The 15,544-nt window shown below is 68.5% G+C and carries 8 protein-coding genes; all 8 read left to right on the top strand.

The annotated features are described in order from the left end of the window. The first annotated feature begins 6 nt into the window (after positions 1-6). The 8 genes from K2R93_18450 (at position 7) to K2R93_18415 (ending at position 15,541) form a co-directional block, all read left to right on the top strand. Positions 7-2,610: a serine/threonine-protein kinase gene (locus K2R93_18450; GenBank protein ID MBY0491827.1), complete on the top strand. Its 2,604-nt coding sequence runs from the start codon at positions 7-9 to the stop codon at positions 2,608-2,610. Then, complete coding sequence (locus K2R93_18445) at positions 2,607-5,270, top strand: protein kinase (protein ID MBY0491826.1); 2,664 nt, start codon at positions 2,607-2,609, stop codon at positions 5,268-5,270. Before K2R93_18450 ends, K2R93_18445 begins: the two co-directional genes overlap by 4 nt. Then, complete coding sequence (locus K2R93_18440; GenBank protein MBY0491825.1) at positions 5,267-7,921, top strand: serine/threonine-protein kinase; 2,655 nt, start codon at positions 5,267-5,269, stop codon at positions 7,919-7,921. Before K2R93_18445 ends, K2R93_18440 begins: the two co-directional genes overlap by 4 nt. A gap of 188 nt (positions 7,922-8,109) precedes the next feature. Further along, a complete protein-coding gene (locus K2R93_18435; GenBank protein MBY0491824.1) occupies positions 8,110-8,379 on the top strand; it encodes a BrnT family toxin in 270 nt (89 codons plus the stop codon). Beyond that, a complete protein-coding gene (locus K2R93_18430) occupies positions 8,360-8,587 on the top strand; it encodes a BrnA antitoxin family protein (protein MBY0491823.1) in 228 nt (75 codons plus the stop codon). The genes K2R93_18435 and K2R93_18430 overlap by 20 nt, the downstream gene beginning before the upstream one ends. 185 nt (positions 8,588-8,772) lie before the next feature. Then, the gene (locus tag K2R93_18425; protein MBY0491822.1) at positions 8,773-11,391 is read left to right on the top strand and encodes a serine/threonine-protein kinase; all 2,619 of its coding nucleotides are present in this window, start codon (positions 8,773-8,775) and stop codon (positions 11,389-11,391) included. 93 nt (positions 11,392-11,484) lie between these two features. Continuing rightward, positions 11,485-12,726, top strand: coding sequence for an ATP-binding protein (locus tag K2R93_18420; GenBank protein MBY0491821.1), 1,242 nt, complete (start codon positions 11,485-11,487; stop codon positions 12,724-12,726). 136 nt (positions 12,727-12,862) lie between these two features. Next, positions 12,863-15,541, top strand: coding sequence for a protein kinase (locus K2R93_18415; GenBank protein ID MBY0491820.1), 2,679 nt, complete (start codon positions 12,863-12,865; stop codon positions 15,539-15,541). The last annotated feature ends 3 nt before the right edge of the window (positions 15,542-15,544 follow it).

The following is a 15,544-nucleotide window of genomic DNA, read 5'->3' as shown; positions in this document are numbered from 1 at the left end:
GCGCCCGTGCAAGCGTTACATGATGCCCTGGCCGACCGCTACGAGCTCCTCCGCGAGCTCGGTGCCGGCGGCATGGCCACCGTGTATCTCGCGCGCGATGTCCGCCACGCGCGCGAAGTGGCCATCAAGGTGCTGCACCCCGAGCTCGCGGCGGTGCTCGGCGCCGAGCGGTTCCTGAGCGAGATCCGCACCACGGCCTCGTTGCAGCATCCGCATATCCTGCCGCTCTTCGACAGCGGCGAGGCGGCGGGGCAGCTGTTTTACGTCATGCCGTTCGTCGACGGAGAAACACTGCGCAGTCGCCTCGAGCGCGAAAAGCAGCTGCCGATTGCCGATGCCGTGCTGTTGGCCCGCGAAGTCGCCGATGCCCTGCAGTACGCGCACGATCGCGGCATCATCCATCGCGACATCAAGCCCGAGAACATCCTGCTCCAGGGCGGGCACGCGCTCGTCGCCGACTTCGGCATTGCGCTCGCCGTCACGAACGCCGGCGGCGCCCGCATGACGCAGACCGGGCTCTCGCTGGGTACGCCGCAGTACATGGCCCCCGAGCAGGCGATGGGCGAACGCACCATCGATGCGCGGGCCGATGTCTATGCACTCGGTGCGGTGACGTACGAGATGCTCGCCGGCGAGCCGCCGTTCACGGGGCCCACGAGTCAGGCGATCGTGGCGCGCGTACTCACCGTCGCCCCGGCGCCGCTCATGGAAACGCGCCCGAGCGTGCCCGCCGCCGTGGAGCAGGCCGTCTTCTCGGCGCTCGAGAAGCTGCCGGCGGATCGCTTCTCGAATGCCCGCGCCTTTGCGGAGGCGCTGGAGGCCAACACGCCCGCAACGACCGGGCGCCCCTCCACCACAGCGGGATCGAAGCCGCGACGCGGCCCGGGCTGGCCGCTGGCCGCGGCCCTGGTAGTGGCAAGCGCGATCGGCGGCGCCTTCATCGCGACGCCCACCGCGACGCCGACAAGACTCGCGCAATCGCCAACGCTCCTCGCGACGATCGAACTGCCCGACACGGTCCGGATTCCCACCGGATTCGGCCGCGTCTTCGACATCGCCCCCGACGGCTCACAGCTGGTGACCGTGATTCGACACGGGAAGATGCATGCGCTGGCACGTCGACGCTTCGATGATGAGCGCTTCACCGAGATTGCCGGTACGCAAGGCACGATGGCGCTCACCGAGCCCCGGCTCTCGCCCTCGGGCCGATCGCTGTTGTATCTGGGGAGCGGCGTCTGGCGGGTGATCCCGACTGATGGCGGGACCGCACGTGAGGTGCGCCTCGGTGGAACGCCGACCTGGGTCAGCGAAGATTCCGCCATCGTTGATCGCAACGGGGTCTTGTGGATTGGCAACATCACGACGGGCCAGTTCCGCCAGCTCCCCAAGCCGGCCGTCTCCGGCATCTACGGACTCCGCCACCCCGCGCTGCTTCCCGGCGGAAAGGACGCCATCGTCACCGTCGCGCATGTCAACAATCGCGATGCGCGCGACTACCTCGCGGTGTACTCGCTCAGCGATGGCGCCATACGATCACTGGGCATTCGCGGGTACGACGCACGTCTCATCGCTGCCGGCTACCTGCTGTTCACCCAGAGCGGCACCGATCTTTTCGCCGTGCGCTGGTCCGCGTCGCGCCGCGCGCCTGAGGGCGAGCCCCTTCGACTCGCCGACAGCCTGCTCGTCGCCACGGACCCGGGGGGCGCCAGCTTTGCGGCGGCGCAGGATGGCACCCTGATCTTTCTGCAGGGACTTCGCGGCGGTGAGCCGGTGGTGGTGAGCGAGTCCGGCGAGGAGCGCGAGCTTCCTGGTCCGCACGCGTTCGGCTACTTCCCGCGCGTATCGCCTGATGGGCGGCGCATCGCGACCAGCGTGTCCTCCGCGTGGCGCGAGGGATTCTGGGTGAAGGACGTCGAGAGTGGCGTAGTGCAGCAGCGCGTGGCTGACAGTCTGGCACACCACGTCGAGTGGTCGGTCGACGGTCGTCGGCTGCTGTTCGTGGAGGCGCCAAGTGGCGCGCTGGTGAGCCGTTCCGCCGATGACGCCACCGATGTGCAGCGGCTCGGCGGTACCGGCTTCGGTCGACATGTGCCGTCCTTTGCGACCGCGACGGTCATCCAGTGCGGAGGGAACAGCCAGGGTGGTATCTCGGTGGCACCGATGCGTGCGCTCGATTCCCTGACGGTTCTGACCACGACGCCCGGCGGACGCTGTGTGGCGCCGACGCTGTCGCCCGACGGGCGATGGCTCGCCTATACGTTGAACGGCGACGAGGCCCTGGCCGTCTACCTCGTCCCTCTCGCCGACCCAACCCGACGCACGCGGGTGTCGATGGTCGAAGGGAGCAGCCCCCGCTTTTCGCCGGACAGCCGGACGCTGTTCTTCCGTGGCGCAAGACGCATGCTCGCGGCGCGTCTCGACGCCACCGGGGCGGTGTCGCGGGTGGACTCCCTCTTCGATGCTTCGGAGTATGTCAACGCCGGCAACATCGGCCGCGCGTGGGACCTCTTCCCCGACGGCCGCCGCTTTCTGATGCTGCGCAAGGCCCGCGTTCAGCGTCTGAGCCTGCTCACGAACTGGACGTCGCGGCTTGCGGGAGCGATCAGGTGAGAACTGTCGACTCGCTGCGCACCGCCCTGGCCGACCGCTACGAGCTCCTGCGCGAGCTCGGTGCCGGCGGCATGGCGACCGTGTATCTCGCGCGCGATGTCCGCCACGCGCGTGAAGTGGCCATCAAGGTGCTGCACCCCGAACTTGCGGCGGTCCTTGGCGCCGAGCGGTTCCTGAGCGAGATCCGCACCACGGCCTCGTTGCAGCATCCGCACATCCTGCCGCTCTTCGACAGCGGTGAGGCGGCGGGGCAGCTGTTCTACGTCATGCCGTTCGTGGACGGCGAAACGCTGCGCTCGCGCTTGGAGCGCGAGAAGCAGCTCCCTATCGCCGACGCCGTACAGCTCGCGCGCGAAGTCGCCGATGCCCTGCAGTACGCGCACGATCGCGGCATCATCCATCGCGACATCAAGCCGGAGAACATCCTGCTGCAGGGCGGCCATGCGTTGGTCGCCGACTTCGGCATTGCGCTCGCCGTCACGAACGCCGGCGGCGCGAGGATGACACAGACTGGCCTCTCGCTGGGCACGCCGCAGTACATGGCGCCGGAACAGGCCATGGGTGAGCGCACCATCGACGCACGCGCCGATATCTACGCGCTGGGCGCCGTCACGTACGAGATGCTCGCGGGCGAGCCGCCGTTCACGGGGCCCACGAGTCAGGCGATCGTCGCGAAGGTCATGAGCACCGAGCCGCAACGCCTTGATGTGTTGCGACGCAATGTTCCGGCGAATGCGGCCGACGCGGTGCACCACGCGCTCGAGAAGCTGCCGGCCGACCGGCCGGCGTCGGCCCGCGCGTTGGCGGAGGCACTCGTGGGGGCGGGCCCCGCGAGGCGCGCCAGTGGTGCGGCTCGCGATCGCACGACGCCCGCTCCAGTGGAACGATCGCGCCCCGCCTGGCGTGCGGCGCTCCTCAGCGTGGCCGCCGTGGCACTCGTGGGAGTGGGCACGCAGCTGCCGGTCACGAAACGCCTCGGCACCACGGCGACGGTCGCGGCCGGGGGCAACGGCGTCATTCGCGCCCCGCTCCCGCTGGCGACCGACGAACAGTTGAACAGCAATGGTCTGCGCATGCTGGCGGTCTCGCCCGCCGGCGACCGCATCGCGTATGTCACGGTGGGTCCCGACGGCCTCCGTCTCTACGTGCGCGATCAGCAGGACGTCGTGCCGCGTCGGCTCGAGGTTGACGGCGTCGGTGGACAACTCGTGTTCTCTCCCGACGGGAACGCACTGGCGTACGCCATCGGCGCCGAGATTCGTCGCATCGGCGTGCGTGCCGGACGCAGTGAGCGCATCGCGCTCTCGCCCGAGCGGACGTCGCTCACCATGCGCGGACTGCTCTGGCTGCCAGGCGATACACTGCTCATGGCGGTCGATCATCGCGGACTCTGGCAGGTGACGCCGGGGGCAAGCGACGCAACGCCGGTCGATACCAGTGCGGCGGTGCGTGTACTCAGCTTTCCGGTGCTGGCCGGGAGTCCCCGCTGGCTCGTGGCCACCCAGCAGGACAGCGCGAAGAAGTTGATGCTGACGGCGTACGATCGGACCACGCGACGGCTGGTGCCCATGCCCACCCTCTCCGGATACCCGGCGGGGCTGGTCGGCGACCGGCTGCTCTTCGTGAATGGAGCCAACACCCTGCAGATGGTGCGCGTCGACACCGTCACCTGGCAGCCCCTCGACTCACCAACCGCGGTGAGCGACGACCCGGTGCTTCGGAGTGGTTCGATCACGACCATGGCCGCCGTGTCACCGAGTGGCACCGTGCTCACGGTGCACGGCACCAACGACCGGGAGCTGGTGCTGGGGCGCGCCCGTGGCGATTCGCTGCTGCTTCCCGAGGCGCGGCTGTACGCCAACCCGCGCATCTCCCCCGATGGCAAGAAGATCGTCGTCACGGTGCGCGGCGAATCGGGACCGTCCATGTGGATCCTGGATCGTGGCACGGGCCTGCTGACGGCGGTCACCGACGGAAGCGGCCGATCACCGGAGTGGAGTCGAGATGGACGCGTGCTGCAGTTTGTCCGTTCCGGCGCCGATGAACGCAGTGCCTGGACCTTCTGGCGCGTGCCCGCCGACAACAGCGCCGCGCCGACATTGATCGAAACGCCACCGGAGCTCGCCGACGAAATGTTGGACACGCCCGACGGCCGATTGCGGATCTACCGCACCACGCCTGCCGCGCCGCATCCGACAGATGTGCTGGTGCGGCCCATCGACGGCAGCGCACCGGCGCGGGTCCTAGAATCGGGCCCGGATGTCATGCGACACCTGCGCCTGTCTCCCGACGGTCGCTGGCTGGCGTTTCAATCCAACCGCAGCGGCAAGGATCAGGTCTACGTGCGCCCCTTCCCCGGACCCGGCGGTGCGGTACCCATCACCGGGGAGCCAAGCCGGGAGCCCATGTGGACGCCCGACGGTGCGTGGCTCTTCTACCGACTGAACGCCGGCATCGTACGGCGACGCTGGTCGTCGTCCACCGGCACGCCGGGGCCCGAGGAACTCCTGCTCACGGGCGACTACGCGAGTGAGCCGCGCTGGGCCAACTATGACGTGCTCCCCGGCGGTGATGGGGTCGTCGCCTTGCGCCGGGCGGGCGGTCCGCCACGCGGCGTGATCACGTTCAACGTGCAGCGTCTGTGGGAGACCGCGCGATGACGGCGATGTTCGAGACGCTGCGCGCCGCCCTGGCCGACCGCTACCAGCTCCTGCGCGAGCTCGGCGCCGGCGGCATGGCCACCGTGTATCTCGCGCGCGACCTCAAGCATGAGCGCGACGTGGCCATCAAGGTGCTCAAGCCCGAACTGGCGGCCGTCCTCGGCGCCGAACGGTTCGTGCAGGAGATCCGCACCACCGCGCAGCTGCAGCACCCGCACATTCTGCCGCTCTTCGACAGCGGCGTGGCCGATGGCTTCCTGTACTACGTCATGCCCTACATCGAGGGGGAGACGATTCGCGAGCAGCTCCATCGCGAGACGCAGGTGGCCGTGGAGGACGCGGTGCGGCTGACCCGCGAGGTGGCCGACGCGCTCGACTACGCGCACCGCCGCGGGATCATTCATCGCGACATCAAGCCGGAGAACATTCTCCTGCATGACGGGCGCGCCATGGTGATGGACTTTGGCATCGCCCTGGCCGTGAGCGCGGCGGCCGGTGGGCGCATGACAGAGACGGGGCTCTCGCTCGGCACGCCGCACTACATGAGTCCTGAGCAGGCCACCGCCGACAAGGAGCTCACGCCGCGGAGCGACGTGTACTCGCTGGCGACGGTGTGCTACGAAATGCTGGCTGGCGAGCCGCCGCACCTCGGCAACTCGGCGCAGCAGATCATCATGAAGATCATCACCGAGCCGGCGGCGCCGGTCGCAAAGCTGCGGCGCACGGTGCCCGCGCATGTGAACGCGGCGCTCGAGACGGCGCTCGAGAAGTTGCCGGCCGATCGGTTTGCCACGGCCAAGGCGTTTGCAGACGCGCTGGCGAATCCGGCGTATGTGCGCGATGCGGCCGCACCGCGGGTCACGACGGCCGTGGCGCCGGTGCGTTCGCGGTGGCGTGATCCGGTCGTGTGGGGCGCGCTTGCCGTGGCCGTCTCGGCGGTGGCTGGGCTGCTCTCCTCGTGGCCGAAGCGTGGCGGCACCGTGGCCGACAACGGATCGGTCACGCGCGTGATACTCGCCACGGCTCCGGGTCAGGACTTCATTCGCGGCGCCACCTGGCGTGATTTCGATCTCAGTAGTGACGGGCGATTCGTGGTATACGTGGGCCATTCACCCGCGGGGCCGGCGGTCCTGTGGAAACGCTCACTCGACGCGCTGGAGGCGACGGTCGTACCGGGGTCGGAGGGCGTCTCCGGGACGCCGCGTATCTCCACCGATCTGCGCCGCGTCGCGGTTCGTCGCCGAGACCGCCTCGTGGTGCTCCCGCTGGATGGCGGTACGGCGCAGGAACTGGGGCTCGCCCCAACGTCGCTCAAGTGGGGCGACGATGGCGCGATCTACTTCCGCGACGATGCCACGGTGCTCTATCGGTGGATGCCGGGGGCGCCGGCCGCCGACAGTCTGTTCCGGCTCGGTGGGCGTCAGCTCACAGAGGTACTGCCAGGCAGCAGACGCTTCCTCGTGAGCAACGGCGGGCAGTCGCTCCTCGGGCTGCTCGATCTCGATCGAGGCATCAACGATCAGTTCGGCACCGGGACGTCGCCGCGTTTCGTGCCGCCGAATTGGCTCCTGTACACGCGCCCCAGCGATCGATCGATTGTCGTTCAGCGTTTTGACCCGGCGTCTGGTCGGCCGGACGGCGAAGCCCGAGTAACCGGTGATGCTCCATCACCGCTCGGGATGTTCACCGTTGCAGCGGATGGATCCTTGCTCTACGAACGCGCGGCGGTCGGCAGCGACAGTAGCCGGCTGGTGTGGCTCGATCGAAAGGGCGTGACGACGGCGATTGGCTGGATTGCGCCCCAGGCATTTGACGCGCCAGCCCTGAGCCCTGACGGTACGCGAATCGCGGTGGCACTGCCGACGTCGCGCGGCATCCAGAGTGGAGATCTCTGGGTGTATGATCTTCGGCAACAGTCACGGCTCCCCTTCGGACGTGATGGACTCGCCAATCGCCCATCATGGCATCCGGATGGACGCCATCTGCTGTACGTCAGTGCGGAAGCCGAGAACGCCTTCCTGCAGGAAATTGCCGTCGATGGATCGGGTACCTCCCGTCGACTCACCACACTCTCCAGTGCGCTCGCGGAAGGGTTCTGGTCGCGGGACGCCAAGGAGATCGTGATCCGCATGCCGGGCGTGACCGTGCGGAACATCTTTCGCTTTGTACCGGGAGTGGACACGAAGCCGACGCCGGTGCTCAACGAGGGTGTCGCGGAACACGCACCGGCCTTGTCGCCCGATGGGCGCTGGTTGGCGTATGCGACCGACCGACCTGGACGCAAGGAGGTGTTCATACGACCGCATCCTGGCGGCGGCGCACCGATCGTCGTTTCGCTCGAGGGCGGCCATTCGCCGCTTTGGTCTCCCGATGGGACGCGACTGCTGTACGTGAGCGCCGACTCCGCATTCTGGGAGGCGAGACTGCGTTCTGACGGCGGAACACTGTCGGTGGAATCACGCACGCGGCTGTTCAAGGCGCCGCCGAACATCGTGCTCGACCAGTATCGGCCGCACCATGCGTGGGCGCCCGATGGACGCATCCTGGCGGTGCAGCGGACGCCGCGGGCGGACGGGCGGCAGAATGACTATCTCGTGCTGGTTCGCGGCTGGCTGCAGAGCGTAACCGCTCCACCCGAGGTGCGACGGTGAGTACCGTGGAGCGCCTCACTGCTGCGCTTGCCGACCGCTATGAACTGCTCCGCGAGCTCGGGCAGGGCGGCATGGCCACCGTGTATCTCGCCCGGGATGTTCGCCGCGCGCGCGAGCCGTAAGCCGGACCGGCGACCCTTGACCGGATCAAAGAAAGGTATATTTTTTATACCGAATCTGGAGATGCGGTGGAATTCGAGTTCGATCCCCTCAAGAGCGCCAGCAACCGCGACAAGCACGGCATCGACTTCGAGGCCGCGCAGGCGCTCTGGCGGGACGACCGTCTGCTGGAGGTGCAGGCTCGGACCACCGACGAGCCGCGCTGGCTGGTCGTGGGACGCATCGACGGAGTGGCGTGGTCGGCGGTGATCACCTATCGCGCGCACCGCATTCGTCTGATTTCGGTGCGCCGATCGCGCGCTGAGGAGGTCGCGTTGTATGAAGGCGAAGGACTTTGACCGCAAGTTCGAGCGAGACGTCGATCTCACGCACGATCTGGACCTGTCCACGGCGCGCCGCCCCGCGCTCGCCCCGCGTCGCGTGAACGTGGATTTCCCCGCGTGGATGATCGAGTCGCTCGATCAGGAAGCCGCGCGACTCGGCGTCACGCGGCAGTCCATCATCAAGGTGTGGATCGCCGAGCGCCTCGAGAAGCGGGCGTCGTAGCGAGTGTGATGCGGCCGAACGATCGGCCTGCCCCTACACCGTCCGCACCGGCCCTGGGTACTTCGCGACTGTCGCATCGGCATCGAGGAGCGTGAACCCGTCGTGCCCGGTCCACGCCGTGCACCAGCGCGCGTGGACGGGGCCCATTCGTGCAGGAGCGGGCTCGACGGTGCATGTTCTGCCGTATGAGACTCCCCGAGGCACTGCGCGCCGCCCTGGCCGACCGCTATGAACTGCTCCGCGAGCTCGGGCAGGGCGGCATGGCGACCGTGTATCTCGCGCGCGACGTGCGCCACGCGCGCGAAGTGGCCATCAAGGTGCTGCACCCCGAGCTCGCGGCGGTCCTTGGCGCCGAGCGGTTCCTGAGCGAGATCCGCACCACGGCGTCGTTGCAGCATCCGCACATCCTGCCGCTGTTCGACAGCGGCGAGGCGGCGGGGCAGCTGTTCTACGTCATGCCGTTCGTGGATGGCGAAACGCTGCGCTCGCGGTTGGAGCGCGAAAAGCAGCTGCCGATTGCCGATGCCGTGCTGCTGGCAAGAGAAGTCGCCGATGCGCTCCAATACGCGCACGATCGCGGCATCATCCATCGCGACATCAAGCCCGAGAACATCCTGCTCCAGGGCGGGCACGCGCTCGTCGCCGACTTCGGCATTGCGCTCGCCGTCACGAACGCCGGCGGCGCCCGCATGACGCAGACCGGGCTCTCGCTGGGTACGCCGCAGTACATGGCCCCCGAGCAGGCGATGGGCGAACGCACCATCGATGCGCGGGCCGATGTCTATGCACTCGGTGCGGTGACGTACGAGATGCTCGCCGGCGAGCCGCCGTTCACGGGGCCGACGAGTCAGGCGATCGTCGCGCGCGTGCTCACCGAGCGCCCGCGACCGCTGACGAGTCAGCGCGAGACCGTCCCGGAACCGGTGGATGTCGCCGTCCTGACGGCCATGGCCAAACTGCCCGCCGATCGCTTCCCTTCGGCGCGCGCGTTTGCCGAGCAACTGCGCGCCGAAGCGGGAACCAGTCGAACAACGGCACCGACACCGCACGGGCGCGCGGCCGGTGTTCGCTCGACGGCGTCCCGTTGGCGAGCGGCCCTGCCCTTCCTCCTCGGCGGCGTGGCACTCGGCGTGAGCGTCGGCGCGTTTGCAGCGTCGCGCGCCACGCGCTCCTCGGCGACGAGCCCCGCGGCGCTGCCGCTGATGCGCGTCACGCTCGACAACGCCATCATGCCCAACGGCGTGATGGTCAGCCCGGACGGGAACCGGCTGGTCGTGCACGAGCAGAATTCGGTGAGCGGGTTCCTCCTCAGTGAGCGCCAGGCGGCCGACACCGCCTTCCGTCGGGTCAGTGCCATCCCCTGGGCGACGTCCACCGGGACGACGTTCTTCTCCCCCGATGGGCGGGAGCTCGTCGGGCTCGAGTGCTGCGCGCGTCTCGTGCTCGTGACCCGTACCGGCACGCGCAAGGTACTGGTCGATTCCGTCGTCGGTCTCGCGAGCGGCGGGACATGGAGCGAGCGTGGTCAGATCGTACTGTCGCTCAACGGGGTGCTGATGCGCCTGCCAGCCTCGGGTGGCGCGCCGACGCCGTGGGTCAGTCCGCGCGATTCCACCGAACGCCTGCTGCGGCCGCACTTCCTCCCCGGTGGTCGCGAGCTCGTGGCCATTCGCGGGCGGCGGCGGGAGTTCGAGGTGGTGCTGGTGAACGAGGCCGGCGAGGTGCGACCGCTCGGCATGAGCGGCAGCAACGTCAGCTGGGTCGACGCCGGTTACCTCGTCGTGGGCGATGGCAACATCATCCGCGCCTACCCGTTCGACCGAACGACCAGCCGTGTTGCGGGCGATCCCATCACACTCGCCACCGACGCCGCGGCACCGCTGGTGGCCGGCTCGTATCTCACCGCCGCGCGAAACGGGACGGTCTGGTATCTCCCCAGCGATGCCTCGCCGAACGAGGCGACGCTCTTCGATCGAACCGGTCTTGGCCGCACGCTGCCGCTGCCGTTGGGCCAGTACTACGGTCCGACGCTCTCCCCCGACGGGCGGTGGCTGGCGGTCGGCATTGGGGATCTCTCGGTGCGTACGGATATCTGGACCGTCAATCTCGCCTCCATGACGCTCTTCCGGCTCACGCGGGACTCCCTTAACACGGCGCCCGTATGGCTCCCGGGCGGGCGGGAGGTGGCCTACTCCGCCAATCCGGGGGGCGCCGGGATTCGGACCTTCGTCGCGGCGCCCGCCGACGGCAGCCGTGATCCCAATACGGTGCTCGGCATGCGCGACCTCATCCTGTACGATCTGAGCGTGTCGGCCGACGGCGCCCTCGCCGCCGTGTCGGCGATTGGACGCAGCGACACGAACCGCGATCTGTACCTCGTGCCGCTGGCGCATCCCGAACAGGCGCGACGGATTGCCGGACCGACCACGACCGAGACTCAGCCCCGACTCAGCGCCGATGGGCAGTGGTTGCTCTACGTGTCCGATCGCTCCGGCAATCCGGAGGTCTACGTGCGCAGCACCGGCAGCGACAGCACCGTTGTGCGGCTCTCCACCGCCGGCGGTCGCTTTCCCCGTTGGACGCGGAACGACCGAGAAGTGGTCTACGCGATCGGCGATTCCCTCATGTCGGTGGCGGTGTCCACCGGCGGAGCGTTCACGCATGGGGCACCGCAACTGCTGTTCCGCACGCAGCTCCCCATTCGCGGACTCGGCGCCAGCGATGACGGGGAGCGCTTCGTGGTGGTGCGCGAGCCCACGGCGCGACGGCGTATCAACGGGATCCTGAACTGGATTCCGCGATGAGTCCGTCGTGCCGACCCATGGCTCCAACTTCGCCCTAAACTATATCTGCTCATAGACTTGTAAATTGTCCCACGACACGGGATATTTTATCCCATGCTACGGGACAACGAACCCTACCGCCCTCGGCTCGCTGAGCGGCACCTCACGGCCGTGCTCGGCATCCAGCCCGTGGCGGTGATCATGGGTGCCCGACAGACCGGCAAGAGCACCCTGGTGAGTCACGCCGACGCCACGCGGCACTTCACCCAGCTCACGCTGGACGATCTGGCCACCCGCGAGCAGGCGCTACGCGATCCGGAAGGGTTGGTCGCGCGCGGCGATCATCTCGTGATCGATGAAGTGCAGCGCGCCCCGGAGCTGCTCGTCGCGATCAAGCGTGCGGTGGACCGCGATCGCCGCCCGGGGCGCTTCGTACTGACCGGATCGGCGAACCTGCTGAGCATGCGGCGCGTGCAGGAGTCCCTCGCCGGACGTGCGTCCTACATCTCGCTCTGGCCGCTCACCCGTCGCGAACGCGCCGGTGACGGCAGCGCCGGTCGCTGGGATCTCCTGTTCGACGCCGCGCCGCATGCGTGGCGTGATCTCCTCGACGCCGCCGGCGGCCAGCCGGACGATTGGACCGCGCTGGCCGCGCGCACGGCCTACGTTCCCCTGGCCCTGGGCGCGGCCACGCGCGATCAGCAGGCGGACTGGCTGCAGGGCTACATCGATGCCCTCGTGGCGCGAGATATCCCCGCGCTCTCGGCGATCGATCGACCGTTCGATCTGCTTCGGCTCATGCGCGCGGCGTGTACCGCCATTGGCCAGGTGGAGCATCAGGCGGCGTGGGCGCAAACCACCGGACTTCCGACCTCCACGGTCTCTCGGTGGCTCGATCTGCTCAGCATGACGTTTCAGTTGATTCGGGTGCCGGCCTACAGCGTGAACCGGACCAGTCGACTCACACATCGACCGCGCCTGTACTGGTCCGACACCGCGATGGCGCTCCATCTGTCCGGATCACCGGCCCCCACAGGGGCGCACCTCGAGAACCTGGTCCTGCAGGATCTGCTCGCGTGGAGTCAGGCGCGCTCCCAGCGACCGATGATCCATCACTGGCGCACGGCGGCGACGCAGCGCGAAGTGGATTTCGTCGTGGAGCAACCAGATGGCCGAGTGCTCGCGATCGAGGTCAAGGCGACGCGCTCGCCGGGCGTAGGAGACACCGCCGGTCTCCGAGCCTTCCTCGCCGAGTACGCGGATATCGCCGTGGGAGGGCTGCTCCTGCACGGTGGACACGACACGATGACGTTGGGGGAGAAGGTGGTGGCGGTCCCGTGGTGGCGGGTGCTCTGAGCGCCGGTCACGTGACCTGCGCGCCATCAGCGTGCCGGCGACGACTCAGCACCAGCAGCGCCGATAGCGCCCACCCGCGTGTCACGGGCTCCTCACGTCGTGCGAACCCGGTGTGAGCGGTGCATGTTGTGGAACGATGAGTGCCCCGGAGCCGCTGGTCACCGCCCTGCAGGACCGCTACACGTTGCTGCGCCAACTCGGCGCCGGCGGCATGGCCACCGTGTACCTCGCGCGCGACGTGCGCCACGCGCGTGAAGTGGCCATCAAGGTGCTGCACCCCGAGCTCGCCGCGGTGCTCGGCGCCGAGCGGTTTCTGAGCGAGATCCGCACGACGGCGAGTCTGCAGCATCCGCATATCCTGCCGCTCTTCGACAGCGGGGAGGCGGCGGGGCAGCTGTTCTACGTGATGCCGTACGTCGACGGCGAAACGCTGCGGTCGCGCTTGGAGCGCGAGAAGCAGCTCCCCATCGCCGACGCGGTGCAACTCGCGCGCGAAGTGGCCGACGCACTCCAGTATGCGCACGACCGCTGGGTCATCCATCGCGACATCAAGCCCGAAAACATTCTGCTGCAGGGCGGGCACGCGCTCGTCGCCGACTTCGGCATTGCGCTCGCCGTCACGAATGCGGGCGGCGCGCGCATGACGCAGACGGGCTTGAGCTTGGGCACGCCGCAGTACATGGCGCCGGAACAGGCGATGGGCGAGCGTGCCATCGATGCGCGCGCCGATGTCTACGCACTGGGCGCCGTGACGTACGAAATGCTGGCCGGCGAGCCGCCGTTCACAGGGCCCACGAGTCAGGCGATCGTGGCGAAAGTGCTGAGTACCGATGCGCCACGCCTCGATACCCTGCGGCGCAATGTCCCGGCGGCCGTCGCACAGGCGGTGCATCACGCCCTCGAAAGGCTTCCCGCCGATCGGTTCGCCTCGGCGCGGCAGTTCGCCGAGGTGCTCGAGGGGCGTGCGATGGCACCGGCGCATCAGATGAGCGGGCGCGCGGCGGCGGTCCCGTCACGTGCACCGACATTGACGATCGCCTACATCACGGCGGCAATTGCCGTGGCGTTCGGCCTCTGGAGTGCGCTACGCGCGCGCCCATCGGTCGACGCGGTCCCGCTGCAGGTCGCGGTGGCGCTTCCGGACAGCGAGGGGCTGCTGCCCGCCCCATCGGTGACCAATCGCCCGCGCCGGCTCGCCATCTCTCCCGACGGTCGCACGCTCGTCTACTTCGGTCCTGGCCCAGGCGGCCGGGGGCTCGGACAGCTGTGGCAGCGACCGCTCAATCGGCTCACCGGAACGCGAATTCCCGGCACCGAAGGCGCGCTCAATCCGACCTTCGCACCCGACGGGTCACCCCGCCTCGCCTATATCACGCGGCTTCCCGGCGGCGCGTTGCGCATCGTCGATCTCAGCACCAACAGCAGCATGACCGTGGCCGACTCACTGCTGGACGATAGCGGTGTGGCCTGGAGCGACGATGGCTGGCTGTACGTCGTGCGCCGGATGTTTGGCTCCGGCATTCACCGCGTCCGCGCGGCCGCCCGCAGCGTCCCCGAGCCCGTGACCACGCCGGATACGAGCGCGGGTGAACTCTTCCATACGCTCCCCTCGGCGTTACCGGGTGGCCGCGGTGTGCTCTTCACCATCGTCAACAAGACCGCCGATGTGGAGAATCGGCAGATTGGCGTCTGGGACGCAAGAACTCGATCCCATCGCGTGCTCATGAAAGGCGCGGCAGCCTGGTATGCCGCACCCGGCCATCTGCTCACGTTGCTGGCCGATGGGACACTGGTCGCCGCTCCCTTCGACGTGCCGTCGCTGCAGGTGACCGGGGCGGCTGTACCCGTGGCTGACGGCGTTCAACTGTCCGCGCTGGGCAGTGCCGATGTGGTCAGTGGTCCCGACGGCCTGATCGGATACATCGCGGGCGTCCATGCGGGCGTGCAACAGGAGCTCGTGATGGTGGCGCGCGATGACGTTACGACGCATCTCGACTCGGCGTTCAACGGTCGCTATCCGCGCGGGTTCGAGCTGGATCCGCGCGGCGAGACGTTGATCGCGCTGCGAGAGCCCCTTGGGCAGGATGTCGGCCTCGAACAGCTGCGCCTGGACAACACCAGCATCCGCCGCATCGCCACTGACGCGTGGGATCCGTTCTGGTCGACCGACGGCTCGCTGATCTATTTCGTCCGCCAGACCGATCGGCGGCAGCTGTTCGTGACGCCCGCCGATGGAAGTCGCGGCCCGCGACTCGTGAGAACCTTTCCGTTGTCCCGCACGTCCATGACACGTATGGCGTCGGACGGGAAGACGCTGGTTGTGCTCGGCAACGAGGATCTCTTCATCACGTCGCTCACCGGCGATACCACGCTGCGCCCACTCGTGCGCACCCCGGAACGCGAGCGCGAGTTCGCCCTCTCCCCCGATGGACACTGGATCGCAATTACCCGGGAGGAGGGGAGCGCGACATATGTCGACGTGCACCCCTTCCCCGACGTGGACCGCCAGCGCTTCCGCGTGTCAGATGGGCGAAGCGGCCGATCGCCTAGGTGGTCGCGCGATAGCCGCAGCCTGTTCTATCGCAACGTGTTCAACGATCTTATGCGGGTGGCGGTCAGTCCTGGCGCCGTCGTCACGTTCGGCAAATCGGTACCGGTCATGCGCGGGAACGCCGCCGGATTCAACGGCCAGATCGGCGAACTGTACGACCTGTTCCCGGATGGCCGCATCCTGCTCGCCCGCCCGCTGCAGGTCGGCGGCGACGCCCGCGAGCGCTTGATCCTCAAGCAGCAGGCCCTTCCCCGCCCTCGCTGACGC

Source organism: Gemmatimonadaceae bacterium (assembly GCA_019752115.1).
Lineage (GTDB): Bacteria > Gemmatimonadota > Gemmatimonadetes > Gemmatimonadales > Gemmatimonadaceae > Gemmatimonas.
Note: the sequence above shows the minus strand (reverse complement) of the source record. Positions and strands in the feature narration are given on the sequence as shown.